At 71.1% G+C, this 24,824-nt stretch carries 20 protein-coding genes and 5 pseudogenes; 14 read left to right on the top strand and 11 right to left on the bottom strand.

Annotated features, from left to right (window positions below; translation table 11 throughout):
* Positions 1 to 489: 489 nt before the first annotated feature.
* Positions 490 to 1,617: an intradiol ring-cleavage dioxygenase gene (locus tag UG55_RS23450; RefSeq protein ID WP_083987130.1), complete on the bottom strand. Its 1,128-nt coding sequence runs from the start codon at positions 1,615 to 1,617 to the stop codon at positions 490 to 492.
* Between the two features lie 461 nt (positions 1,618 to 2,078).
* Here UG55_RS23450 and UG55_RS29665 point away from each other — a divergent pair, with 461 nt between their 5' ends.
* A complete protein-coding gene (locus tag UG55_RS29665) occupies positions 2,079 to 2,657 on the top strand; it encodes a DUF4333 domain-containing protein (RefSeq protein ID WP_066073129.1) in 579 nt (192 codons plus the stop codon).
* Between the two features lie 33 nt (positions 2,658 to 2,690).
* Here the strand turns inward: UG55_RS29665 and UG55_RS23440 are convergent, their stop codons facing one another.
* Both UG55_RS23440 and UG55_RS23435 read right to left on the bottom strand, forming a co-directional pair.
* Positions 2,691 to 3,671 carry a phospholipid scramblase-related protein gene (locus UG55_RS23440; protein WP_066073126.1) on the bottom strand — a complete coding sequence of 327 codons (981 nt, stop codon included), beginning with the start codon at positions 3,669 to 3,671 and terminating at the stop codon, positions 2,691 to 2,693.
* A 37-nt stretch (positions 3,672 to 3,708) separates the two neighbouring features.
* Positions 3,709 to 4,098 (bottom strand): VOC family protein, encoded by a 390-nt coding sequence (locus UG55_RS23435; RefSeq protein ID WP_066073123.1) that lies wholly within the window; start codon positions 4,096 to 4,098, stop codon positions 3,709 to 3,711.
* A 403-nt stretch (positions 4,099 to 4,501) separates the two neighbouring features.
* Between UG55_RS23435 and UG55_RS23430 the strand changes: the two genes are divergently transcribed.
* The 7 genes from UG55_RS23430 to UG55_RS23400 all read left to right on the top strand — a co-directional run bounded on the left by UG55_RS23430 (position 4,502) and on the right by UG55_RS23400 (position 13,903).
* Positions 4,502 to 5,290: a carbon-nitrogen family hydrolase gene (locus UG55_RS23430; protein WP_066073151.1), complete on the top strand. Its 789-nt coding sequence runs from the start codon at positions 4,502 to 4,504 to the stop codon at positions 5,288 to 5,290.
* 892 nt (positions 5,291 to 6,182) lie between these two features.
* Complete coding sequence (locus UG55_RS23425; RefSeq protein ID WP_066073120.1) at positions 6,183 to 7,544, top strand: ABC transporter substrate-binding protein; 1,362 nt, start codon at positions 6,183 to 6,185, stop codon at positions 7,542 to 7,544.
* Positions 7,545 to 7,546: 2 nt separating this feature from the next.
* Positions 7,547 to 9,661: an ABC transporter permease subunit gene (locus tag UG55_RS23420; protein ID WP_066073117.1), complete on the top strand. Its 2,115-nt coding sequence runs from the start codon at positions 7,547 to 7,549 to the stop codon at positions 9,659 to 9,661.
* A 4-nt stretch (positions 9,662 to 9,665) separates the two neighbouring features.
* On the top strand, positions 9,666 to 10,355 hold the full coding sequence (locus tag UG55_RS23415) for an ABC transporter ATP-binding protein (protein ID WP_396230989.1): 690 nt from the start codon (positions 9,666 to 9,668) through the stop codon (positions 10,353 to 10,355).
* The gene (locus UG55_RS23410) at positions 10,352 to 11,059 is read left to right on the top strand and encodes an ABC transporter ATP-binding protein (protein ID WP_066073111.1); all 708 of its coding nucleotides are present in this window, start codon (positions 10,352 to 10,354) and stop codon (positions 11,057 to 11,059) included. Before UG55_RS23415 ends, UG55_RS23410 begins: the two co-directional genes overlap by 4 nt.
* Complete coding sequence (locus UG55_RS23405) at positions 11,056 to 11,529, top strand: hypothetical protein (RefSeq protein WP_066073108.1); 474 nt, start codon at positions 11,056 to 11,058, stop codon at positions 11,527 to 11,529. The genes UG55_RS23410 and UG55_RS23405 overlap by 4 nt, the downstream gene beginning before the upstream one ends.
* Before the next feature lie 313 nt (positions 11,530 to 11,842).
* Positions 11,843 to 13,903: a chorismate-binding protein gene (locus tag UG55_RS23400; protein ID WP_066073104.1), complete on the top strand. Its 2,061-nt coding sequence runs from the start codon at positions 11,843 to 11,845 to the stop codon at positions 13,901 to 13,903.
* Here UG55_RS23400 and UG55_RS23395 read toward each other — a convergent pair.
* The 3 genes from UG55_RS23395 to UG55_RS23385 all read right to left on the bottom strand — a co-directional run bounded on the left by UG55_RS23395 (position 13,893) and on the right by UG55_RS23385 (position 15,712).
* Positions 13,893 to 14,231, bottom strand: coding sequence for a DUF202 domain-containing protein (locus UG55_RS23395; RefSeq protein WP_066073101.1), 339 nt, complete (start codon positions 14,229 to 14,231; stop codon positions 13,893 to 13,895). The genes UG55_RS23400 and UG55_RS23395 overlap by 11 nt on opposite strands.
* Positions 14,228 to 14,590 (bottom strand): YidH family protein, encoded by a 363-nt coding sequence (locus tag UG55_RS23390; protein WP_066073098.1) that lies wholly within the window; start codon positions 14,588 to 14,590, stop codon positions 14,228 to 14,230. The genes UG55_RS23395 and UG55_RS23390 overlap by 4 nt, the downstream gene beginning before the upstream one ends.
* A 252-nt stretch (positions 14,591 to 14,842) precedes the next feature.
* Positions 14,843 to 15,712, bottom strand: coding sequence for an ABC transporter permease (locus tag UG55_RS23385; RefSeq protein ID WP_066073095.1), 870 nt, complete (start codon positions 15,710 to 15,712; stop codon positions 14,843 to 14,845).
* A 231-nt stretch (positions 15,713 to 15,943) separates the two neighbouring features.
* On the opposite strand from UG55_RS23385, the gene UG55_RS23380 reads away from it, so the two are divergent.
* From UG55_RS23380 to UG55_RS42435, 6 genes and pseudogenes are all read left to right on the top strand, one after another.
* Positions 15,944 to 17,104 carry a hypothetical protein gene (locus tag UG55_RS23380; RefSeq protein WP_066073092.1) on the top strand — a complete coding sequence of 387 codons (1,161 nt, stop codon included), beginning with the start codon at positions 15,944 to 15,946 and terminating at the stop codon, positions 17,102 to 17,104.
* A 184-nt stretch (positions 17,105 to 17,288) separates the two neighbouring features.
* Positions 17,289 to 17,837 (top strand): annotated as a pseudogene (locus UG55_RS23375) (SAM-dependent methyltransferase); the annotation flags it as partial.
* A 1-nt stretch (position 17,838) separates the two neighbouring features.
* Positions 17,839 to 18,113: SAM-dependent methyltransferase (locus UG55_RS42450; RefSeq protein WP_242424989.1), on the top strand; the 275-nt coding region annotated here is incomplete at its 5' end.
* Positions 18,114 to 18,196: 83 nt separating this feature from the next.
* Positions 18,197 to 18,431 (top strand): annotated as a pseudogene (locus UG55_RS42445) (TetR/AcrR family transcriptional regulator); the annotation flags it as partial.
* A gap of 591 nt (positions 18,432 to 19,022) precedes the next feature.
* A pseudogene (locus UG55_RS45715) lies at positions 19,023 to 19,944 on the top strand (DUF2993 domain-containing protein); the annotation flags it as partial.
* Position 19,945: 1 nt separating this feature from the next.
* Positions 19,946 to 20,303: pseudogene (locus UG55_RS42435) on the top strand (DUF2993 domain-containing protein); the annotation flags it as partial.
* 25 nt (positions 20,304 to 20,328) lie between these two features.
* Here UG55_RS42435 and UG55_RS42430 read toward each other — a convergent pair.
* The 5 genes and pseudogenes from UG55_RS42430 to UG55_RS23345 all read right to left on the bottom strand — a co-directional run.
* Positions 20,329 to 20,519: pseudogene (locus tag UG55_RS42430) on the bottom strand (DUF664 domain-containing protein); the annotation flags it as partial.
* A gap of 1 nt (position 20,520) precedes the next feature.
* On the bottom strand, positions 20,521 to 20,868 hold a 348-nt coding region (locus tag UG55_RS42425; protein ID WP_242424988.1), incomplete at its 3' end, for a DinB family protein.
* Positions 20,869 to 21,031: 163 nt separating this feature from the next.
* Positions 21,032 to 22,678 (bottom strand): GMC oxidoreductase, encoded by a 1,647-nt coding sequence (locus UG55_RS23355; RefSeq protein WP_066073080.1) that lies wholly within the window; start codon positions 22,676 to 22,678, stop codon positions 21,032 to 21,034.
* Positions 22,679 to 23,113: 435 nt separating this feature from the next.
* The gene (locus UG55_RS23350) at positions 23,114 to 23,605 is read right to left on the bottom strand and encodes a carbonic anhydrase (protein WP_066073077.1); all 492 of its coding nucleotides are present in this window, start codon (positions 23,603 to 23,605) and stop codon (positions 23,114 to 23,116) included.
* A gap of 218 nt (positions 23,606 to 23,823) precedes the next feature.
* Positions 23,824 to 24,396, bottom strand: a complete 573-nt coding sequence (locus UG55_RS23345) for a heme-binding beta-barrel domain-containing protein (protein WP_066073072.1) — start codon at positions 24,394 to 24,396, stop codon at positions 23,824 to 23,826.
* Between the last annotated feature and the right edge of the window lie 428 nt (positions 24,397 to 24,824).

Genomic DNA, 24,824 nt, shown 5'->3' with positions numbered 1-24,824 from the left:
CCAGGGCTTTCAGAGCCCGCACAGCCCCGAAACACCCCCCATCCACCCCCGCGCCGCCCGTCCGCGAGTATTCGCCGACAGCGACTGAAGACCTCGTGGTGTCTCCGCTCCCGGAGAGGTTGCGCCCCCTCCACCACCGGGGTTGTCAACACCTCTCCCGAAGAGACACCACGAGGTCTTCAGTCGCCGCANCGCCACACCCGCGCCCGCACCCGAAACGCTGACCGCCACCGTCAGATCACCCACCCGCGGCGGTCGCCGAGTCCTTCGGCTGGTCACGAGATCACGAGATCACGGGCGGACTGACCAGCGGGATCCATCCCGCGGTCGGCCGGAAGGGAGTCACCCGCTGTCGGTGGTACTGACCGCCGGCCGGTCCACGGCTCGATCCAGTTCGTGCAGGTCATGGACGGGATCCGGGTCCGGCGCGAGGGTCCGCGCCGGCTGCGGAGCCGGCCCGCGGACCCGCCCCCACCCGCGAGAAGCCGCCTAGGCTGCCGAGGGCTGCCCGCCCGGAGCGCCGTTTCCACCCTGACCTCCGGGTGGGGGCCCGCCGTATCCGCCCTGACCTCCCGGCGGAGGTCCGCCGTACCCACCCGGTGCGCCGTAGCCGCCGGGCCCGCCCGCGCCGTAGCCGCCGGGCAGCCCGCCCGCGCCGCCGCCGCCGCCGGGCCTACCCGCGCCGCCGGGCCCACCGTCACCGTCGCCGCCGGGGGCCTGGCCGCCGCCCGCGGCCGTCGTCGTGTCGACCCCCGCGGTGAGCGCGACTTTGTAACCCGTGATGGCGTCCCCGGTCACGGTGCCGAGCTGGCGAACGCCGGCGTCGTCGCCGAAGACGTTGTCGCTGTCCAACGTGACCTGTGCCAGGTTCTTCACCGACTGCTCGTAGCCGGCCTGCGCGTAGGCGGCGTCGCAGGCATCCTTCGGGAGAGCCACCTGCGAGGTCGCGATGGCCCTGGTCGAGTCGGTGATGCCCGACTGGTCGGGGTACACCTCGAAGTGTACGTGCGGCCACCGTCCGGAATAGCAGGCGGGAAAGATGCTGGTGAAACGCACCCTGCCGTCCGCGTCCGCGATCTGGACGCCGCGCAGGTAGTTCTGGTCGGTGATTCCCGACGAGTACATCGAGTAGTTTCCGTCGCGGTCGCAGTGCCATACGTAGACGGCCACGCCGGCGAACGCCGCACCGTTGTCGGCGAGGTCGGTGATGGTCAGTTCCAGCGTCATCGGAATGCCCTCGGCGGTTCCGTCGGCGTCCCCGAAACTGTTTCTGATGTCACTGCGGACGATGCCGTCCTGCTCCAGTACGTCCGGCCCGTTGGACCCGTCGCCCGGGTAGGGGCCCGCGGTCTCCTCGGGGATCTCCGCGCTGTTCGAGCCAGCGGCGGCGGCGGCCGGGCCGGCCGGGCCGGCCGGCCCGGCCGTCCCCGCGGAGTCGCCGCCGCAGGCGGCCAGGCCGGCAGTCGCGGCACCCAGCCCGAGGAAGGTGAGCAGGCGCCGCCGGCTCAGCGCCGTGCCGAGATCGAAGGCCAGCCCCTGGTCGACCACATCCTGTTCGGGCCGCGGCAGCGGCCGCCCCTCGTACGTCGGCCGGTGGGCGGCCTGTCGGTCGTTCATGATGCGCTCCATCCTCGGGCCGGCACTGTCGAGTTTCCGATGCTGCCGGGCCCGGCCCTTGATGCGCTGTGCACTGCCTGTGTAGTACCTGTGAGATCTCGCGGCGGGTGGTGCGGGCGCGCGCGGGCGTTGTCGATCGGATGGGCGACAACGCGGCTGTCGGGTGGCGGCGGAGACCTGCCCGCGGTGGGGAACGCGTCCGAACCGGGCTGCCCGCAACGAGGCCGGGCCCGTTCCGGGCGAACGTCCGCCGCTGTCATCGTGGTGACAACGAACGGCCCGCCGGTCCTATCTCCCCGCTGGTACCTTCATTGCTGGCAGCCCGGAACCCGTGTTCAAAGCGGCGCGCCAATCCCCTGGTGAGTTTTGGAAGATGCCGGCCATCCATTTCCGGTGGCCGGTCTCGTGCCTGTCGGGAATCTCCCGGCGAGAATTTCGGCGGGCTGGTGGAGGGAACTCGGATGAACGGCTTTTCCCGGCGCGGGGTACGGTTCGCGGCGCTCACCGGCGGCCTGGTCGCCGCCCTGGTCACGGCGGGCTGCGAGGCGTCGGTGTCCATCGGCGGGAAGGAGGTCGCGGCCAACCAGGTCGAGGACGAGATCGTGGCGAAGTTCGGCGGGCTCTTCGGGGACGGCCAGCCCGCGGTGGACTGCCCGGAGGCGCTGCCGGCCAAGGTCGGCACCACGATGCAGTGCCAGTTGACCGATCCGAGCGACGGCGCGACCTATCCGGTCAACGTCACCGTCAACACGGTGGAGGGCGACGACACCAGGTTCGGGCTCGACCTCGTCGGGGTGACGGCTGTCGCCGAGGAGGAGGTGGAGCAGGAGATCGCCACCAACTTCGGCGAGCAGTTCGACCGCGCGGACCTTCCCGTCGACTGCCCGAGCGCGTTGCGCGCGAAGACCGGCGCCACCCTGCAGTGCACGCTCACGGATCCGACCGACGGAACCACCTATCCCGTGGACGTCACGGTCGACTCCGTCGACGGCACCAACACGAGCTTCAGTTTCGAGCTCGGTCAGGCGACGAACGCCTGACCTCGCCCGCCTCGCGACCCGCCCCGTGCGGATCTAGTTGAAACCTCGGGAGTCCTGCTTCAGCGCGGTGTCGATGGTCAGAGCGGAGGCCACGACGAGGCTGAGCATCGGCTGCGGCAACGGGCGGTGCAGCTGCACCACGTAGTTGTCGGCCGTGGTGAACAGGGTCCGGGCCAGTCCTTCCCAGGTCTTGGTAACCCGGGCCACCTCGGTCTCGGTGTGGTCGACGATGGAGAAGTTCCACGCCCGCCAGTTCTCGGCCTTCATCATTCCCAGGCTCGCACCGTCGACCTCGAGGCTGAACCGGATCTTGCCGAGGGCGTTCTGCTGGACGATGCGGCCGATCTCGCGGCCGTCCGGCAGGGCCACGATCACCTTGGACTTCAGGAACTTCGCCGGCCGGGTCAGCAGCAGCTGCGGAACGCCCGCGGCATCCCGGACCTCCAGCCGGTGGGTCAGGAACTGGTCGAACGACCACAGGAAGCGCACGATCTTCTTCAGCGCGCTCTGGCCGACCTGCACGACCGAGCCGATCTGGGTTCCCTGCTGGTTGAAGACCGCGTACTCGGCCGTCAGCTCGACGAGCTTCGTCTTCTGGTTGACCACCAGGACCGGCTCGCTGAACAGGGTGCCGCCGCCCTGCACCGGTATGTCGACGCCCGCCCGCTCGCGGACCTGCTGCTGGATGCGCTCCGGCGTGTGGCTGGTCTGGACGGGCGGTGGCTGGTATCCCTGCGGCCCGCCCCAGCCACCCTGCGGCTGTCCGTACTGCGCCGGAACCTGCCCGGGCGGGCCCTGGTGGGCGGGTGCCTGCCCGAACCCTGCGGTCGGTTGCTGCTGGTACTGCTGCTGTGCGGGTTGCTGTTGTGCCGGCTGGTGCTGTGCGGGCTGGTGCTGTGCCGGCTGCTGCGGGGGAACCGCGGGGCGAGTGTGGTTCGTCCACTCGTTGCCGTCCCACCAGCGTGCGCCGGGCTGCCCTGAGGGATCGTCGTACCAGCCTGGGGGCGTTGACATGGTCCCACTCTGCCATCTGTGCGCTGAGTGGCGGGCTTCAGGGGGTTTGGGCGACCACTTCGAGCACGTTCCCGTCCGGGTCGAGCAGCACGGCCATCCGGACGCTGGGCGAGAGACTGATCGGACCGTGCTTGACCCGGCCGCCCAGTGCGGTGGCCCGGGTGATGACGCCATCGAGATCGCTCGTGTGGACGGTGAGATAGCGCAGGCCGGTCGCCGCGAAGAAAGGCCATACCGGCTCGGCGATCTCCGGTGCGTTCCCGGGCACCATGACCTTGATGGTGTTTCCCGCGCCCTGCGCGCGGTGCACCACTCCGGGGCCCGCCGCCAACGGCGGCAGGAGCTCCAGCTCAAGGACCTTCGCGTAGAACTCCGCAAGGCCGCCGTCCGTGCTGACCAGACCTACTTCAAGCCGCTGTAGAACCATGCGCTGCTCCCTCGCCGCGGGGACGGCCGGGTGGGGCCCGCCGTCCAGGCACCCGGGCGATGGGCCGCGGGCGGTCGATATCACCAGGCACATCACCAAATCCCGAGCTGGTCGTCCGCGTCAATGTGCCTGCCCTTCGGCCGGCTGGGCCGCGGGGTCCGCGGCCCGCGTGGGGTCGCTGGGCGGCCAGCGCCGTGCGCCGTGCGCGGTGCGGCGCCGTGCGGCGGACGGCGTTCCGGCCACGGGAGTGACCGGTGACCGGTGACCGTTGTAACGGGTGCACAGGGGCACGACAGCCAGGCGGCTCGGCACCGGGGGATCCAGCGCCNGGACACCGGGCGCACCGGGCACAGCGGAACGGAGCCGACGGGTGAACACGGGAAGCCGGGACGGCGCGGCACCGCTGCGGGTCGCGCTGCTACAGAGCGCCAGCCCGGACGGCGAGGCGAGCACCGCCAGGAGGGAACGCGTCCTGTCGCAGGTGCGCGCGCTCGACCCGGATCGGACGGACCTTGTCGTACTCCCCGAGCTGTGGGCCACCGGGTACTTCCACTTCGACCGGTACGAGGCGGAGGCCGAGGCGCTGTCGGGGCCGACCGTGGGCGCGCTGCGGGCAGTGGCGGCCGAGCGGGGCCTGCACATCGTCGGCGGCAGCATCGTCGAGCGTGACTCCGCCGGAGCGCTGTACAACACCACCGCGGTGATCGGCCCCGGAGGCGAGCTCCTGGGGCACTACCGGAAGATCCACCTGTTCGGGTACGAGTCCGCGGAGGCCCGGCTGCTCACCGCCGGCGACGGAGTTCTCGTCACGGCTACGCCCTGGGGACCGCTGGGCGTCGCCACCTGCTACGACCTGCGCTTCCCGGAGTTGTTCCGGCTGCTGGCCGACCGTGGCGCCGAGCTGGTCGTGGTGGTGTCGGCCTGGCCGCTCGCCCGCCTGGAGCACTGGGAGCTGCTCGTCCGGGCGCGGGCGGTGGAGAACCAGGTCTTCGTCGTGGCCTGCAACGCCGCCGGCGGCCAGGCCGGCGTCGAGCTGGCCGGGTCGAGCCTGGTGGTCGACCCATGGGGCGTGGTGCTGGCCCGCGGGGGCACCGGCCCGGCGGTTGTGCGGGCCGAGCTGGACCCCGGCCGCGTGGGGGCCGTCCGCGCGGAGTTCCCGGTTCTGACGCATCGCAGACTCGGCGGCCGCTGACCCTCCGGGTCAGTGGACCGACCACCTGGCGGAGCGGCCCTGGCTGGCAGCGTCAATGTGATTCTCACCATCGGGAGGCACCCTCCGGGCGGGAGTGTGACCGCAACGTGAGATACGTCACCTGATCTTGCGAGGTCGTCGGCCGGAGGTGGGTCGCACCAGCGCCGGCTGTTCCGTCGCGGAAGAGCGCCGAATCCGGCTGTGCCGGGCGGCCTGGGGAGGCACGTTCCGTAGGCCCGGGCGGCTGCCGCGGGTGAGCTACGAGCGGCGTCGCGGCGGCCGGTCGAAGGCATTCTCGGCTGCACTGGCAGGAGATTCCCAGGATCCGGAGCCAAGATCTCGCCGTTGTCGGCAGCGGGCGGGTGATCAGTCGCAGGGTCGGGTCGTCATCCCCCCGGATGCGGCGAGTAGCCTGCCGATCGGCTTGTGTTCCGCTCGGCTCCGGTTCTGCCGCCAGGGCGCTGGCAGGATGGTGCCGACCGGCCGGCCGGCAGGTGACCTTGCGGAAGTATCTGGCTGCGCCGGGTAGTCGTTGTCCAGTGATGCGGCCGCCGTGAAGTACACCGATGGGGTTTGATTCTCGCTCAGAGAGTCGATAGTTTCCTCACACCGAGAAGATCCCTTCCGGAAACCGCAAGTGACACTTACTTTGATCGCTACTCGTCGGCACTGACCTGCCCCGGCGAGGCGGGCGGTGCCTGGGTGCCCTGAGCCGGCGCGTGTCCACTTGTCTGTTACCGGTGGCCGCTCGGCGCTGCACCGTGTCCAGCCCGACCGGAACTGACTGATCCATGCCGCGTGGACCGCCTTCGAGGTGTGCGCACGGCAGTCGGGATAGCAAGAAGGAGGAACTCCCGTGAAACCGCGTAGAACTGTCACGGCTGTCGCTGCAATGGCAGCGGTGACCGTGTTCGCCGCCGGATGCGGCCGGAGCGGCTCCAGCGGCGAATTAAACTCCGAGGACACCCAGGCCACCCGTACGGCGTCGGCCGCGGCCGGCGACTTCGGAACGCTGAAGGACGTCTGCGGCCCAGGCGATGCGAAGACCGCGTCCGCGCAGGGCGTGACGGCGAGCGAGATCAACGTCGGGGTCTTCAGCGACGTCGGTTTCACCAAGAACTCGGAGTTCGACGACGCCGCCAAGGTGTTCACCTCGTGGTGTAACGACGCGGGCGGCATCAACGGGCGCAAGATCTCCTACAACCTGCGCGACACGGCGATGCTCGAGACCCGCCAGCGGATGATCGAATCCTGCCGCGAGGACTTCGCCATCGTCGGCGGCGGCGCCGCGCTCGACGCCGGCGGTGTCGAGGAGCGGCTCAAGTGCCTGTTGCCGGACATCCCGGCGCAGACCAGCATGGTCGAGAACATCGGTTCGGACCTGCAGATCGACGCGATCGGCGCCGGCCACTCCTACGCCCGCTACGGCGGCTACTACAAGTGGCTGATCACCGAGGCCCACCCGGAGTCGGCGGGCTCGGTCGGCGTCATCGCGGGTGACTCGCCGGTGACCAAGACCATCGGCGCCCAGACCGCGGAGGCGTTGCAGACAGTGGGCGGCACGCTCACCTACAACGATCTCTACCCGGCCATCGGCGTCTCCGACTGGACGCCCTACGCCCAGGCGATCAAGAGCAAGGGCGTTCGGGGCCTGGTCTTCCTGGGTGACTTCCGCAGCCTGGCGAAGCTCGAGCAGGTACTGAAGTCGATGGACTACAAGCTCGACTGGATCGACGCGAACAGCAACGCCTACGGTTCGGCGTTCCAGGAGCTCGGCGGGGACGCGGTCACGTTCCAGACGAACTACGCCGACCTCAGTGGCGTGGCGCCGCTGGAGGCGATGGACGACATTCCCGCCCTCGAGCAGGTCGAGGAGCTGTACAAGGAGTACGCGCCGAAGGCGGAGATCACCTTCCCGGCGCTGCGGGCCTTCTCCGCGTGGCTGCTGTTCGCCTCGTCGGCGTCCGAGTGCGGTGACGACCTCACCCGCAAGTGCCTCTACGAGACCGCGCGGGCACAGACGGACTGGACAGCCGGTGGGCTGCAGGCCGAGGTCGACATCTCCGAGGTGGATGCCCCGCTGAAGTGCTTCAACGTCGTGCAGGCGAAGGCCGACGGCTGGGAGCTCGCGGACTTCAAGCCCGACACCGACGACATCTTCCGGTGCGACGCGCCGGAGATCAAGTACACCGGTGACTTCGGAAGTCCGCTCACTCTTGCCAGCGTCGGCAAGAGCATGAACGACCTCCAGTAGTTATGGAGCAGTTCTTCACCTTCGGGATTGTGGGTCTGAGCACCGCCGCGATCTATGCCGTCATCGGCAGCGGTCTGGTGCTCACCTACACCACCACCGGCGTGTTCAACTTCGCGCACGGCGCGGCCGGCATGATGGCGGCGTTCGTCTACTGGCAGCTCACCGGGGGCTGGGGGGTGCCGGTACCGCTGGCACTGATCCTGGTCCTGGCCGTCCTGGCCCCCGGGTTCGGCCTGCTGATCGAACGGGTGGTGCTGCGGCCGGTCCAGGGTCTGGGTGACGCCGAGCGCCTGGTGATGACCGTGGCCATGCTGAGCGGTCTGATCGCGGCCGCCCGGTGGATCTGGGACCCGAACAAGGCACGCTCGCTGCCGAAGTTCTTCGAGAACTCCGACGCGATCGACATCGGTCCCGCCACGGTCACCTGGCACCAGGCACTGACCATGATCGTGGCGGTGGCCGTCGCCGTCGGTCTGCGGGTCCTGCTCTACGGGACTCGCATCGGCGCCGAGATGCGGGCGAGCGTCGACGACCGGGCGCTGGTGGGCCTCACCGGCGCCAACCCGGTGCGGGCGAACCAGGTCGCCTGGATCCTCGGCACCCAGCTGGCGGCCGTCGGCGGTATCCTCATCGCGCCGGCGGTCACCCTGGACGCCTCCCAGCTGTCCCTGCTCATCGTCAGCGCCTACACGGCGGCGATCTTCGGCCGGCTGCGCAGCCTGCCGCTGACCTTCGTCGGCGCGATCGTGGTGGGCTGCCTGGAGAGCTACCTGACCGGGTACCTGCCGCAGAACCAGTACCTGCCCGGTCTGCGGCTGGCGGCGCCGGCCCTGCTGTTGTTCCTGGCGCTGCTGGTGTTCCCGCACCGGCGGCTGCGCGGGCGGGACACCAAGGCCCGCCCGGTGCCGGTGCCCTCCGTCCGGGGGACGCTGCTGTTCGCCGGGGCGGTCGTGGTGTTCGGCCTGGTGCTCGCGTCGCTGCTGGGCGAGGGCGACCTGATCACCTACGGGTCGGTCTTCTCGTTCGGTGTGATCGCGCTGTCCTACGTCCCGCTGGCGGGCTATGCGGGCCAGATCTCGCTGTGCCAGCTCAGCATGGCCGGGATCGGCGCGGCTGTGTGGGCGCACGCGGGGGGCGACGGCCAGCTGTGGGCGCTGCCGCTGGCGGTGGTGATCGCCGCAGTGGTGGGTGCACTGATCTCGCTGCCCGCGCTGCGGCTGTCCGGCGTGTACCTCGCGCTGGGCACCACCGCCTTCGCGTTCGTCCTCGACCGCTGGATCTTCACCCTGGCTCCGGTGGAGGTGCTGGGTCTGAAGCTTTCGCTGTTCGACGGCGGGTCGGTCGACATGCCCGGCCCGTCGCTGTTCGGCTGGCACCTGGACGACGGCTCCGAGCTGATGGTGTTCTCCGCCGTCTGGCTGGCGCTGGCCTCGCTCGCGGTGATGGCGCTGCGCCGGGGCCGGTTCGGACGTCAGCTGATCGCCCTGCGTGACTCCGAGGCGGCCTACACCACCCTCGGCGGGCACCTGCTGCTGTCCAAGATGGCGGTCTTCGCCCTGTCCGCGGGCATCGCGGGCCTGGGCGGGGCGCTCTACGGGATGCAGCAGCGCTCGGTCAGCTCCGACCAGTTCAGCTTCGTGGCCGGACTGCCGCTCTACCTGGTGGCGGTCGTCGGTGGTCTCACCGCCGTCGGCAACGGGTTGTTCACCGGTGTGGCGCTGGGCGGCTCCTTCCCGGTGATCTCCGCCGCGGGGGTGTTCGCGAAGAACATCACCTCGTTGATGCCCTCGCTCGCCGGCCTCGGGCTCGCGAAGAACCCGGACGGCGCCGTCCCCGAGATCCGCGGCCGCTACGAGGCACTGGGGCGCGACCGGCCGGTGCTGGGAGTGCTGCTCGGCGCCGGCGTGGTGCTGTGGGTACTGCAGCTGCAGGACGTGCTGGCCGGCTGGGTCGCCTTCTGGCTGGCGGTTTTCCTGATCGTCGCGGCGCAGCTCGTCGCGCAGGCTCGCCTCGCCAGGCCCACCGAGTCGGACGTCCCCGTCGAATGGTGGGGCGTGCGGCGGGCCTGGCGCCGGGAGGACGAGGAGGTGCTGGCCCGTGGCATTGCTGGAGGTTAGGGATGTGACGGTCGCCTTCGGCGGGGTGCGCGCGCTCAGCGATGTCGCCATCTCCGCCGAGGAGGGCCGGATCACCGGCCTGATCGGTCCCAACGGGGCCGGCAAGAGCACCCTGTTCGATGTCATCTCCGGCCTGCGCCGGCCGTCGGCCGGGCAGGTGTTCATCGGCGGCCGGGAGGTCACCCGACTGGGCCCCGCGCGGCGCAGTCGGCACGGGCTGGCGCGCACGTTCCAGCGGCTGGAGCTGTTCGGCCGGCTCAGCGTGCGGGACAACATCCTGGTCGCCGCCGAGCTGGGCCCGGACCGGCGGAACGCGGCCGGTGTGGTCGAGGAGATCCTGGATCGCCTCGACCTCACCCGGCTCGCGGCCACCCCGGCCGACGAGCTGTCGACCGGGGTGGCCCGGCTGGTCGAGGTGGCCCGGGCACTGGCCGCCCGGCCGAAGCTGCTCCTGCTGGACGAGCCCGCCGCCGGCCAGGACCCGGAGGAGACGGATCGGTTCGCCGGCCTGCTGCGGTCCGTCGCGGCGGAGGGGACCACGGTGCTCATCGTCGAGCACGACATGGACCTGGTGATGAGCGTGTGCGACGACCTGCACGTGCTCGACCTGGGCAAGGTCATCGCCTCGGGCCCACCGGCGGAGATCCGGCGGGACGAGCGGGTGCTGGCCGCCTATCTGGGGGATGCGGCATGACGCCTCTGCTGGAGCTGCGCGGTGTCCGCGCCGCCTACGGCCGGATCACCGTCCTGCACGGGGTGAACCTGAGCGTCTCCGCCGGGCAGGTGGTCGCGCTGCTCGGCCCGAACGGCGCCGGCAAGACGACCACCCTGAACGTCGCGGCCGGTACGCATCCGGTCCAGTCCGGCCAGCTGATGCTCGGTGGCCGTGACCTGACCGGGGCGAACCCCCGGGACCTGGCGCGGGCGGGCATCTGCCTGATCCCGGAGGGCCGGGGAGTCTTCCCGAACCTGTCCGTCCGGGACAACCTGCTGATGATGACCTTCACCGGTCATTCCCGGGACGAGATCGAGGCCGTCGCGTTCGAGCGGTTCCCGATTCTCGCCAAGCGGGCCAACCAGCCCGCCGGCAGCATGTCCGGCGGTGAGCAGCAGATGCTCGCGCTGGCCCGGGGGCTGGCCACCGACCCCGCCGTGCTGCTGCTCGACGAGCTGTCCATGGGCCTGGCCCCGCTGGTCGTCGGACGCCTCTACGAGCAGGTCGCCGAGATCGCCCGGCAGGGTGTCGGCGTCCTGGTCGTGGAGCAGTTCGCCGCGGCGGTGCTCGGCATCGCCGATCACGCGGCCGTCATGGTGCGCGGCCGGATCGAACGGGAGGGCGCCCCCGACAGCGAGCTGCGCGCCGAACTATCCGCCCTCTATCTGGGGAGTTCCACATGACGACTGACTCGCGCGCGGACCGCTTCGTCCGCGAGCTCGGGGAGTTGAAGATCCCCGATCCGGCGGCCGGACGGCCACGCTTCTGGGTTCGCCTCGGTGTGGTGCTCATGGTGGTCGGCGGGGTGCTCGCCATCACCGCCTACGCGACGTCGCATGGCACCCGGGACCCGCTCGTCCAGCGCGACGCGATCACGCTGGGGCTGGGCGGCATCACCGCGGCGGTGGTCGGGGCGGCGCTGTTCCTGCGGTACTCGCTGACCGGCTTCCTGCGGTTCTGGATGGCCCGGCAGTCCTTCGACCTCGCCCTGCTCGGCGACCGGCTGGTCGAGCCGGTCAACGGCGGCGAGCTCGTCGCCGCCACCCCGGTGGCGGAGAAGTCGGCGAGCATCACGGCGGAGCCGTCCTCGGACACCGCCGTGTCGAGCGACACCGACACCGACACCGCGGCGAAGGCGACCGTCTCCTCCTGAGGGCGGCCGCCCACCCGTGTGTTCTCACAGCTGCGGACCCCCGGCGGACGTCGGGGGTCCGCAGCTTTTCGCCGTGTTGACGGTGTTGGCGCGGAGGGTGCGGGGCATGGAGGGTGCGGTGCGTGACGGGCGATGGGCTATGGTGGTGCCGTGCACGCGCCGATGAACTTCTGGTGGCCCGCCCCGGCGGCGGCCCACCCCTCTCGCGCGTAGACCCATCACACGCGGCCGCCCCGTCCGGCGGCCGCTGTCGTCTCCTCACCTCGGGCGGGCCGTCCGGTCGTCGCGGCCGCCGGCCATCGAGGACACGATCATGCGACTGCTCCAGACCCTGCTCGCCGCCACCGCCGCGGGGGCCGATCCCGGCCCGTTCGCGCTGGTGCGCCGTGAGGGTGCCGATCACCTCGACGTCTACGTCGGCTCGGTCGAGACCGCCGACCGGCTCGCCGACCTCCCGCTGCCACCGGGGCCCGCCGGGCCGCGGGTGCTCGCGCTCGTCCCCTACCGGCAGCTCGCCGAGCGCGGCTTCGACTGCGTCGACGACGGCACTCCGCTGGAGTACCTGCACATCTCCGGTCATGAGCGGGCGGATCTCGCCGGCGCGCTGAACGTACTGCCCGCCGGCGACGTCACCTGCGAGAACGGCCGCTTCGACAGCAGCGACGACGAGTACGCGCGGGTGGTCGAGGCGGTGCTGCGGGACGAGATCGGCCGCGGCGAGGGCGCCAACTTCGTCATCCACCGCACGCACACGGCGAGTGTCGTGGGCGACCCGCTCACCGCGGCGCTCACGGTGCTGCGCCGCCTGCTCGTCGGCGAGCGCGGGGCGTACTGGACGTTCGTCATCCACACGGGACGCCGGATCCTCGTCGGGGCGACGCCGGAGCGCCACGTCACGGTCGAGGACGGCCTCGTCCTGATGAACCCGATCTCGGGCACTCACCGGCTGCCCGAGGGCGGCCCCGACCGCGCCGCCCTGCTGCGCTTCCTCACCGATCCCAAGGAGATCGACGAGCTGCACATGGTGCTCGACGAGGAGCTCAAGATGATGGCGCGGGTCACCGACGGGGGAGCGGTGTCGGGGCCCTGCCTGCGGGAGATGACCCATCTCGTCCACACCGAGTACCTGCTGGCCGGGCGCGGCCGGCTCGACGTGCGGGACGTGCTGCGCGAGACGATGTTCGCCCCGACCGTCACCGGCAGCCCGCTGCGCAACGCGTGCCGGGTGATCGCCCGGCACGAGGGGCGCGGCCGGCGCTACTACGCCGGGGTCCTCGCGCTGCTCGGGAGGGACGGGTCGGGCCGGCAGACCCTGGACGCGCCGATCCTGATCCGTACCGCGGAGATCTCACCTGCCGGGGAGCTGCGCCTCCCGGTCGGAGCGACGCTGGTGCGGCATTCGACTCCGGCCGGCGAGACGGCGGAGACGCACACCAAGGCGGCGGGTGTCCTCGCCGCGCTCGGCCTGCGGCCACCGGCCCGGGGGAGCGCTCCGGCTCCGGCTCCGGTACCGGGATCGACTCCGGTACCGGGATCGGCTCCGGTATCGAAGGCGGCAGCGGCGCCCGGGCGCGCGGCGGGTCTCGCCGCCGATCCGGAGGTCCTCGCGCTGCTGGAGCGACGCGTCGCCGGCCTCTCCCGGTTCTGGACGCAGCCCCGGCCCGGCCCCGTCCCCGCCACCGCGCCGGCGCCGGCGCTGGCCGGCCGCTCGGTGCTCCTCGTCGACGGTGAGGACGACTTCACCGGGATGCTCGCCCACCAGCTACGCGACCTCGGTCTGGCGGTCACCGTGCGGTCGTGGGCGCGGGCCGGGGACACCCGGGAGTTCGATCTGGTGGTGCCCGGCCCCGGGCCGGGTGACCCGAGCGCGCGGGACGACCCGAAGATGACCGCGCTGCGCGGCCTCGTGGGCGGCCTGCTGGCGGGCCGTCGCCCGATGCTCGCCGTCTGTCTGGGCCACCAGCTGCTGGCCGGCCTGCTCGGACTGCGCCTGCGCCGCCGGGAGGACACCTACCAGGGGCTGGCGCGCGAGATCGATCTGTTCGGCCGGCGATGCCGGGTCGGGTTCTACTCGACGTTCACCGCCGTGGCCGCCGCCGACGAGACCGACACGCCCTACGGCCCGGTCCGGCTCGCCCGCGAGGAGCATCGCATCGGTGGTGCGGGGGGCGCCACGGGCAGCGCGGTGAACGGCACGGGCGGTCCGGGGGAACGCGCGGTACACGCCCTGCGCGGCCCGGGTTTCGTCGGGCTGCAGTTCCACCCCGAGTCGGTGCTCAGCGCGGACGGTTTCACCGTGCTCGGGGACCTGCTGGCGCAGCTGCTGGTGTGCCGGACTGCCGAACCGGCGGGCCGGGGGCCGGTCATCGGGTGACGACCACGGTGACCACGCCGATCACGGCGGTGGCCACGACGAGCGCGGCCGTCGCCGCGAGCGGCACCGGGCTGGCCCGGACGGAGGCGAGTTCGAGGACGCGCAGCCGTGCCCGGCCGGAGAGGTGGGCGAGGACGGCGAACGCCGGGAGGAGCGCGGCCATCAGCACCAGGGCCAGGGAGTCGGTGCCGTGGACGATCCAGCGGATGATGATCCCGGCGAGCGCCGCCTGGCTGAGCGTCGTCCGCAGCCAGGCCAGACCCGTCCGCTCGGCCGGCAGCCCGGCGTCCCGCTCCCACACCTGGGGCGGGCCCGCCGGCCGGCTCATCGCAGCACGATCATCATGATGAGGACGCCGGTGAGCAGGCCGACGAGGGCCGAGATAACCGGCGCGGCCGCGGGCGCGGGGAGCGTGCGCTTCGCGCGCAGCGCCTGCTCGGTACGCAGCCAGCGGCGGAACCCGTCGGATGCCATGGCACCGCCGGCCACCATCAGGAGGATGGCGAGAACGGTCTGGAACGCAGCCGGGATGTTGTCCGGCGCGGCGGCGTCCACGGCGACTCCGGCGGCGATGAAGGCGAGACCGGTCCGCAGCCAGGCCAGGAAAGTCCGCTCGTTCGCGAGTGTGAAGCGAGGATCTGGATCCGCGCCCTCGGAGATTGCCTGGTGAATTCTTTTCCCAATCATTCTCACTCCGCGGGCGCATGCGGCCCGGGCGCGGGCGGCGCGGCCGGGGTCCTGGTCTTTTGTACGGTACCCGCAATGGGGCTCCGGGGTAGGCGTCAGCTCGCTCACTTTCGCTCCGGGGCGGAAGGAGAGTAATTCGATAATCCCGGCCGGCCCGACCGGAAAGGTATGCCGTCGGCGGTGGGTGGGGGTGCCCGGCGGCGGGTGCCGACGCGGGCCGTGGGCGGTGCTCCCGGGCTCGGCGGGGGCTGGTCAGCCGCGGGCGGAGTCGTGCCAGGAGCCGACGACCAGCCGGGCGGCCAGCCCGAACATCCAGAAGACGACCAGGCCGAGCAGTGCCGAAGCGATGATCGCGGCGAACAGCGGCCCGGCGGACAGGTCGCGGGTGTAGTTGTCGATGAGGGCTCCGATGCCGACATCTCCCCGGCGGAAGAAGAAGTCCCCGACGATCGCGCCGATCACCGCCAGGCCGGCCGAGATGCGCAGGCCGGCGAAGATCGCGGGTAGCGCACTGGGCAGTTCAAGGTGGCGCAGCCGCCGCCACCGGCCGACCCGCCGCAGAGTGAACAGATCGTGATGGCCCGAGTCGACGGACTGGATGCCGAACAACGTGTTCGTGATCATTGGGAACATGGAGATCACGACACACACGACCGTCCGGGACCAGAATCCGTAACCAAGCCAGAACCCGATCAGCGGAACGATTGCCAGGACGGGAATCGTCTGGAGCAGGATGGCCCAGGGGTAGAACGAGTTCTCGATCCAGCGTGCCTGCGCCATGAGGATCGCGGCGCCGATTCCGAGGACCGCGGCGATCGCCAGGCCGGTCAGCGCCACCTGCGCCGTGCCGGCGAGCGCCACCAGGATCTCGTGGCCCCGGCGCCGGTCGAGGAAGCCCTCCGCGACGATCTCATGGGGCGGCGGCAGGAGGAACCGGCGCCGCGGGGCCAGGAACCAGTAGCTGACCGCGTACCAGACTGCCACGACGACCGCGAGCACGGCCGTCGGTGGGAGGACCGTGCGGGCGGCGCGCGCCGCCAGGCCGCGTGCCCACGAGGCCGCGCCGCCGATCGCGGGCGGCGTGGCGGGCGCGGGCGGCGGGGGGCTGTCGCCGTCTGACACGGCGGAAACCCTATCCCGGTGCCGGCGGCGGCTCGTGCGGCTCCGCGTCCGGAATGTCACCGCACACCTGGATGTCACGGGTTCAGGTGGTCATGGGAGGCTGTCGCCCAGTCCGGGGGTCACGGAAAAAGGGTCGGACCGTCACTGAGGCAACCCGCCTGGCCGGTGGTCGACATCCTGCCCGCTGCTCCCGTCTCGCCCGTCCTTCCTGATCCGAGGAGAGCAGAGCACGTGAGGAGACTTCGTTCGGTGGTGGCCTGGGCCTGCGCCGCGGGCCTGGCCGTCGGCCTGGCCGCGTGTGGGGATTCCGCGTCCGACACCGAACCGGCCGCGAGCGGCGCCGGAAGCGTCGCGGCGGCGAACTACACCACCCCGCTCAAGGGAATCTGCCCCGACACCGTCGTCGTCCAGACGAGCTGGTGGCCGGAGGTCGACTACGGTGCGACCTACCAGCTGCTCGGAGCCGAGACGAAGATCGACAAGGGTAGTTTCCGGGTGACCGGCCCGCTGGGCGCCACCGGGGTCGACCTTGAGATCCGGTCCGGTGGCCCGGCGGTGGCCTTCGACTCGGTCACCTCGCTGTTCGAGAAGGACGACGACATCCTGCTCGGCTACCTCGACCTGGACGAGGTGATCCGCAACTCCGCGGAGCACCCCTCCGTCGCGGTGCTCGCGCCGTACGCCAAGTCTCCGCTGATGTTCTTCTGGGGTGATCCCTCGCTGGACTTCCGCACGCTCGCCGACATCGGCAGGTCAGGACGGACGGTGCTGGTCGGGGACGAGGCCTATCTCAACGCGCTGGTGGGTGAGGGGCTGTTCCAGCGGTCCCAGATCGACAACTCCTACAACGGGGACCTCGCCCGGTTCGTCGCCGAGGACGGCCGCATCGTCCAGGTCGGGTTCGTCACCGACGAGCCCTACCGGCTGGAGCACGACGTCGCCGCCTGGGCGAAACCGGTGAAGTACGTGCTGGTCGGGGACGAGTACCCTGCCTACGCGAACATCCTGGCCGTCCGCAAGGACAAGCTCGCGGCGAACCGGAAGTGCCTGTCCGCGCTGGTGCCGCTGTTCCAGCGGGCCATGGTCGACTACCTGGCCGACCCGAAGCCGGCCAACGATCTGATGATCGAGGTCACCTCGAAGCTGGACACCGCCGGTTACGAGCTTTCCAGCGGGTTGCTGGCGGACGGGAACACCCGGCAGCGTGAGCTCGGCCTGGTGGCGAACGGCAGTGACGGTGTGTTCGGCAGCTTCGACACCGATCGGGTCCAGAGCCTCATCACGCGGCTGACCCCGGGGCTCACCGCGGCCGGCACGCCCCCCGCCGCCGGGCTCACGCCTGCCGCCGTCGTCACCGACGAGTTCATCGACACCTCCGTCTCGCTGGACTGACCGTCCCGGCCAACCGCCCGGGGTGAACACCGCGATGTGCCGTGGTGGTCACCCCGGACCGGACCGGACCGAACCGGTCCGACGGTCCGACGGCCCGACGGTTTCCGCTACTGTTCCCGGCTGGCGCGGGGTGCCGTTACGACCGCGCGCCGCCGGTCCTGCCCCGAACGGGAGTGCACGCAGCATGAGCGAATATCCGCCGCCGACGTTCGACACGTCCCGGCCGCATTCGGCCCGGGTCTGGAACTACTACCTGGGGGGCAAGGACAACTTCCCCGTCGACCGGGCGCACGGCGACCGGACCATCGCGGTGTTCCCGCAGATCCTGGACGTGGCGCAGGCCTCCCGGGCGTTTCTTGCCCGCGCAATCACCTACCTGGTGGCCGAGGAGGGCGTGCGGCAGTTCCTCGACGTCGGCACCGGTCTGCCGGTGGAGAACAACACCCACCAGGTCGCGCAGCGGATCGCGCCGGAATCCCGGGTCGTGTATGTCGACAACGACCCCATGGTGCTCATCCACGCCCGGGCACTGCTGGTCGGAACGCCCGAGGGCGTCACCACCTATCTTGAGGCCGATGCGCGCGACCCCGAGCGGATCCTCGAGTTCGCGGCCCAGACCCTCGACTTCTCCCGCCCGATCGGCCTGATGCTGATGTCGATCATGGGGCTGATAGCCGACCTCGACGAGGCGTACTCCATCGTGCGCCGGCTCGTCGCCGCGCTGCCGCCGGGCNGTTTCCTCGTGCTGGAGGACGGCTCCGACGACCGGACCTCCGACCCGGCGCCGGGGCCGGCCGCGAAGAAGGACCTCGGTGTGGCCGACCTCAACGAGGTCACCACGGTCGGGAACGGATACCACTATCGTACGGTCGAACAGATCGGTGTTTTTTTCGACGGCCTTGAGCTGGTCGAACCAGGAATCGTCTCGCCGCCGTACTGGCGTAACAATCCGGAGCCGGACGGTCCGTTTGCGCCACTCGAATCCTGTGGGGTGGGGCGGAAGGTTTAGCAACCGCGTCCCGGACCGGGCGTCCCCGGAAGGGGCCCTGGCGTCACTTGACCGGCGCGCCGGCATGGTGCTTATATCCGCCCATGCCGGTGGTGACCACATCAAGCAAGAAGCAGATCGTCCTCGCTGCCGAGCGGTTGTTCGCGGTCCACGGTATTGACGGGATCTCGCTGCGGCAGATCGGTGCTGCCGCGGGAAACGGAAACAACTCGGCCGTGCAGTACCACTTCGGTTCCAAGGACAGGCTCATCCAGGCGATCTTCGAATATCGCCTGCCGCGGTTGCACGAGCGTCGGCTGCTGCTCATCTCCGAGCGCGNCCCGGGCGACCTGCGCACCCTGCTCGAATGCCAGGTGCGCACCCTGATGGAGCACAGCGAGGAGACGGACAGCTACTACCTCAGCTTCGTCGCGATGCTGAAGCAGTACGGCCGGCGGGACGTCTTCGACTCGCTGCCGGCCTCGATGCGCGCCTCGACCCGGGCCTACCAGGAGCGGCTGGGACTGTATCTGCCGCATCCGCCCGGGCCGCTGCGGGCCCACCGGACCGCGCAGGCGATGGCTCTCATCGTCGACTTCGCCGCGGAGCGGCAGCGCACCCGGGCGGATGGCCGGCCTGTTCTGCCCTTCGAAGTCCATGTCATGGACGTGTTGGACGGCGTCGTCGGATTCATGATGGCCCCCGCCTCGATCCCCGCCCCCGAGGCCGTGGCCCGGATCGGGCCGTCCGGGCTGTCCTGGCCGACGTTTCTGTGACCCGCGGGATACCGCCTTTCGGACCAGTCGGAATGCTGTCATCCGACGCGGTGTCAGGTGGGCTGGATCAGGTCGGCAGCGCAGTAGGCTCGTAACCGGACGGAGTCCAGGCGGCCCCGAGCTCACCGCGGTGAACAGGTCACCTCCGACCGGCATGGAACGGAGATGGTCTGTGGATCAGGAATCCGGCGGCGCCACCGCACCGCGCGGCGGGCCGAAGGGCGTACCCGGGGAGCCGCCGCCCGCCGAGTCCTTCCACTCCGGGAGCGTCGCGCCCCACTCCGGCAGCGTCGCGCCGACCGAGCGATCGATTCCGCCCACCCGCTGGGCCGAGATCCCGCCGACCCGCCAGGCGGACGGCGGCGGCCCGGACGGTGGCGCGGAGGGCGGCCCGGACCACGACCAGTGGGCGCCGGACGAGGTCCGGCCGTGGTCGGCCGCGTCCGCCGACTGGCAACCGGGCGGGCCTCCCGCACCGGGCTACCCGCTCCCGGATCACCCGGAGGCGGGCTACCCGGTCGCGGGTCATCCCGCGCCGGCCCGGCCGTGGCCGTCTCGCGGTGACGGCGAGGTCCCCGTGCCGCCGGCGGGCGGAGAGCCGCCCGCCGCGGTCGCGCCGCCGCCCGGCCCGCCGCGTCGCCGCCGCCGCTGGGTGCGGGTCGCGATCGCGGCTGCCGTCGTCCTGGGACTGCTGGTCGCGGCCGACCGCGCCGCGGTCGGCGTGGCCGAGGACCAGATGGCGAAGCAGATCAAGGCCAGCGTGCTGGAAGGCCTGGAGTGCGGCGTGCCGGAGCCCACGGTGCGTGATGTCAGTATCGGCGGCTTCCCGTTCCTCACGCAGATCCTGTTCGGCAGGTTCAAGGACATTGGCGTGACCATCGAGGGCATCCCGACGCCCGGTCCGCGGATCTCCTGGGTCCAGGCCCGGCTCGCCGGCATCCATGTGCCGTTCGGGGACATGGTCTCCGGGAACGTGGGCGCCGTCCCGGTGGACGACATCCGGGCCGCGGTTCGCCTGGACTACAGCGACCTGAACACCTACCTCGCCGGGCTGCCCGGGGAGATCCAGGTCAACCNGGTCGACGGCGGGCGGCGGATCGAGATCTCCGGGCGGGTGGACCTCCCGCTGATCGGCGCGCAGGAGGTCGGGGGTGTGACCACGTTCGAGGTCCGCAACAACGTGCTCACGCTGGTGCCCAGCGAGATCACCCTCCGCGGCGGCATCAACCTGTCGATCCCGCTGCCCGGCGGATCGCTGCTGCCGTCGATCCCGATTCCGGTGGGGCAGCTTCCCCTCGACCTGAACGTGGTCGAGGCGTCGTCCGGTGCCGAAGGGCTGTCCCTGACGGCCACGGCGTACGACGTCGTCCTACCCAAGACGGACGAGGTCCAGCCCCGGCAGTGCCCGGCGGGCGGCGGTACCGGCCCGAGCTGACCCGCCGGCGGAGCGGTGCGCCGCCTCAGGGGTGGATGAAGCCGCGGAGGAAGGCCGCCTGGCCCGCGTGCTGCAGATCGTCGGACACGACACTCACCAGCCGCACCCCGAGAGTCACCGGTGGGTCCCACGAGGTGTCGACGACCCGATCGAGATCCGCCGCGGTCAGCCGCTGGAGGAAGCGGACCGTCTGGGCGTGCACTGCGTCGTGGTAGCNGGTCAGCAGCGCGGGATCGCCGACCCGGACCGCGTCCACGTCGGCCGGGCTGTGCCCGTAGCCGATCGAGCGGTAGCGCTGCCGCGGCCCGGTGGGGACGGCGAGCCCGAACCGCTGTTCCCAGCCCTGCTCGTACCAGGCCTGACCGTGCCCGGCGACGTCCGCGACGTGGTCGTCCTGCACCCGGGTCAGGTGCCAGAGCAACCAGGTGATGGAGTTGGTCCGATCGTCCAGCCGGCGGTTCAGCTCGGCCGGCGTCAGCCCGTCGACGACCTCGTGGACGACCTCCCGGATCCGGCCGAACGCGTCGGTGAGCAACGCCGCCGTGGCGTCCGGAACGGCCGTCATCGCCACCTCCTGGCGGGATCAGTCCGGGTGGGACCTCACCGCAACCATGCCCCCGGCGGACGCCGGCCCGCCACCTGACGGCCCGCCACCTGACGGCCCGCCACCTGACGGCCCGCCACCTTACGGCCCGCCACCTGACGGGGCGGGCCGGCGGGGCGGTGACTCAGAAAACGCGGCCGACATCCTGGAGAACGATCTTGGCCATGCTGTGCTCGGCCAGGGCCGCGATCGTCATCGACGGGTTGCAGGCGCCGGTCGAGCCGGGGATCCGCGCGCCGTCGAGGACGTAGAGGCCGCGGTGCCCGGCGACCCGGCCGTACAGGTCCACCGCCGAGCCCATGGGCACTCCGCCCAGGGCGTGCCAGGTTGACGCCGCCTGGGCGTTGGTGTCCATCATGATGCCGCCGCCGACCTGGGCGATCTGCTGCATCTTCCCGGCGATCAGCTGCTGGAGGGCGGCGTCGCCGCTGGCCGGCCAGGTCAGCACGGCGTCGTCCTTGGCCGCGTCATAGGCCCAGGTGCCCGCCGCGTCCACGATGCCGAGGCCCACCACGGTGAGCACCTTGTTGCCGTTGGTCGGCACCGGCGATCCCGCGTGGATGATCGTGTACGGGATCGGGCTCTGCGGGTCGCGGCCGCCGACACAGGCCGGGCCGCCCTGTATGGTGCCCGCGTCGCCGTTCATGCCGATCCAGGCGTAGATGCGGTCGCCGTTGTTGCCCCACTGGGTGCCGATGCTGTCGGGGAGGTTGGGCACGAGGCCCTTCGCCTTCGCCTTGACCAGCAGCCGGGTCGTGCCCGGGGAACCGGCGTTGAGGAACACCGCGTCCGCGATGATGGTCTTGCGCTCCTGGACGACGCCGCCGGTGTCGATGCGGTCCACGGACAGCACCCAGCGCTTGTTCGCGTCCAATGCGATGTCGCGCACCACATGCAGGGTGGCGACGCGCACCCGGCCGGTGGCCTCCGCGGCCGCGAGATACGTGACGTCAATGGAACGCTTGCCGCCGTTGTTGACGCCGAAGGCGATGTCGCTGGTCGTGTAGGTCGGTGTGTACCGGCCGTCCAGCTCGCCGCGCACGAAGTTCCAGTCGATGGGCAGCGGCACCGCCACCGGTTCGAGCCCGGCTTTCGGCGCGACGTCCCGGAACAGCCGGGACGACTTGTAGGGATCCGTGTTCAGAATGTCGTTGGGAATCGTCGAGATACCCAGCATTCGGGCGACCAGCGGGTAGGCCCAGAAGTTGAGCTCGTCGTACAGGCCGGCGGCCACCGGCATGGACTTGGCGAAGTTCGCCTTGCTGGGCTGCAGCGTCATTCCGTGGTACATCAGCGAGCCGCCGCCGACCGCCGCGCCGCAGTTGATCGCCATCCCGTTCCCGGCGATGCTCTCGATCACGCCGACGTAGGGGTCCCAGGTCTTCACCACGCCGCCGACGGTGGCATGGTCGGTCAGCCAGGACGACCGGTTGTCGATGTTGGCGAAGCGGCTGAAGGTGTTCGCGTTCGGCCCGGTGGGCCACCTGATGCCGCGCTCCAGCACCAGGGTCGAGACGCCGACCTGCGCCAGCCGCAGCGCCGTGACACCGCCGCCGAAGCCGCTCCCGATCACGACGGCCCGCTCCCGCTGGACCGTTGCGGGCACGGTCGGGGAGGCGGCGAAGGCGGGGGAGATCCCCGTGCCCGCGGCGAGACCGCCGGCGGCCGCGGCGCCGAGCGCGGCCGTGCCGAATAACTTCCGGCGGGTGAGTCCACGGGTGGCAGTCGGGCTGTCGGCGGGCTCGGGGCTGTCGGTTGTCTGCTCGGGCATGACGGGCTCCAGGGTTGCTGGGAGTGCGGTCCTGCGCGGATTTCCGAGCGAATCCAGAAAACGGGTCGACGGGGTGTTCAGACGTCGAAAATCCAGGTCTGCGACCGGGAGGAAGCCGATTTCCGCCAGCCGGATAACCGGCCGGAAAAAGGGCACGGGAACGGACCTGGACGTTTGTTGGAAACTCGTTCGGGGGGCGGCGCGGCCGCTTGTGGCCGCTGCTCGTGGTCCTCGGTTGTTGGCTTTCCGCGCGGTACCCAGCTTGGTGACGGGCCGCCGGGATGTCAACAGATTCTTTGGTGGTTCGCCCCAATTTGTGCACTGGGTAAAGGTGTCGCGATTGCCCGTCCTCGGGCAATTGCGCAGGTCAGCCCTCCGCCGTGTCGCCGGAGCCTTTCCGGGTGCCGGGTTCCTGCGCGGTCCGGGTCAGGCCGGTCAGACGACCTCGGTGAGGGTGCCGGCCGTCACCGAGTAGACGAAGCCGCGCACCGCGTCGGTGTGCGGGATGAACGGGCTGCTCCTGATCCGCGCGATGGACTGGCGGACATCGGCGTCGAGGTCGTCGAACGCCTCGGTGGACCAGGCCGGCCGGATCCCGGTGTCCGCGGTGACCTGGGCCTTGAACTCCTGGTCGGTGAAGGTCAGCATCCCGCAGTCGGTGTGGTGGATGAGGATGATCTCCCGGGTGCCCAGCAGCCGCTGGCTGATCGCCAGTGAGCGGATCTCGTCCTCGGTCACGGCGCCGCCCGCGTTGCGGATGACATGGGCCTGGCCCTCGCGCAGGCCGAGCAGCCCGTAGACGTTCAGCCGGGCGTCCATGCAGGCGACCACGGCCACGCCGAGGGAGGGTGGCAGGGGCAGGGTGCCGTGGTCGAAGTCGCGGGCGTAGGCCGCGGCGTTGTTGAGGAGATCATCCGTGACGCTCATGGACCGCCGCTCCCACCGAGAATCGCAACAAAATCGACCGATTAAGTAGGCAATTCCAACAGTACCAGTCCGCCCTGCCGCCGGCCGGTGGCGCGCCGAGGCGCCGGGCGGTGGCAGGGCGGACTGGTAACCGGGTCCGCCGGGTCAGGTTGACCCGGTGAACGTGGTGAACGTGGTGAACGCGGTTGACCTGGTGGACCCGGGGGATCGGGAAGCCGTCAGGCCGGGCCCACCCGCCGCAGCACGTTGCGGTCGGTGTGGGCGACCGGGTCCGCCACCCGGGCGTGGTTGATCGTGGTGGTCTCGTCGTAGCTGAGGGTGCCGTCGGCGCCGATCGAGACCGTCACCTCGTAGTGGGTCGTGTTCGCCGCGCGGGCCAGGTACGGGTTGGACAGAATGCCGTAGGTGGTCGACCCGAGCTCGGCGCGCAGGGTGAAGGTCGTGGCGTCGGGCGCCACCGCGCCGCCGGCGATGAGCGTCTGCCCCCGGGGCACCATGAAGCTCCGCATGACATGGCCGAGGACGGCATCCCACAGCCAGTAGCCGATCTCGGTGTGGAACGGCTTCTCCTCGCCCGGGCGCCATGCCGCCATGTGGTAGTCGAGCCCGTAGAGCTGCTGGGCCCCGTTGTTCACCGGGCCGAACGGCTTGAATGTGATCTTCTCGCGGTACGGGGTCGTGATCATCGTGCCCTCGACGTTCCCGAAGGCGACGTCCACGCCCTTGTCGCCCTCCCACTCGCCGGCCAGCGCCGCCAACGGGCCGAACTCCGGGCCAACCGTTTCCGCCACCGCCGCACCCTCCTTGGACGAACCACCCGCAACCTGGATGAAGCGGAGATATCGCCGAAGATACGTGGCGATCCGACCTCAGCCCTCCCCGCGGGCCGCAGAGCAGTGCTCCCCGGCGACTTTGGTCATGCGAGGGCTGGGAAGGTCGCGAGGGGCGGAGGGGCGGAGGGGCGACGGGGCGGACGGGTGGAGGCGAGGGCGGGGCGAGCGTCTGGCGGGGGCCGGCGTTCCACGGCCGCGTCCCGCCCGCGTGCCGGCGGCTTCCGGGTCGGGCGACCGTGCGGCGGCCTAGTGTCCGGCCTCACAGGGAGCNAATGGCCTGCCAGGCAGCCGATTAGTGCGCATCCCGCAGGAAGATCGTGTTCGTGCGGGTGCGGGTGGGATGCGCATATGCTGCTCCTACCCGAAGGCCACCCGCTTTCGGCTGC

This window comes from Frankia sp. EI5c (genome assembly GCF_001636565.1).
Lineage (GTDB): Bacteria > Actinomycetota > Actinomycetes > Frankiales > Frankiaceae > Parafrankia.
Note: the sequence above shows the minus strand (reverse complement) of the source record. Positions and strands in the feature narration are given on the sequence as shown.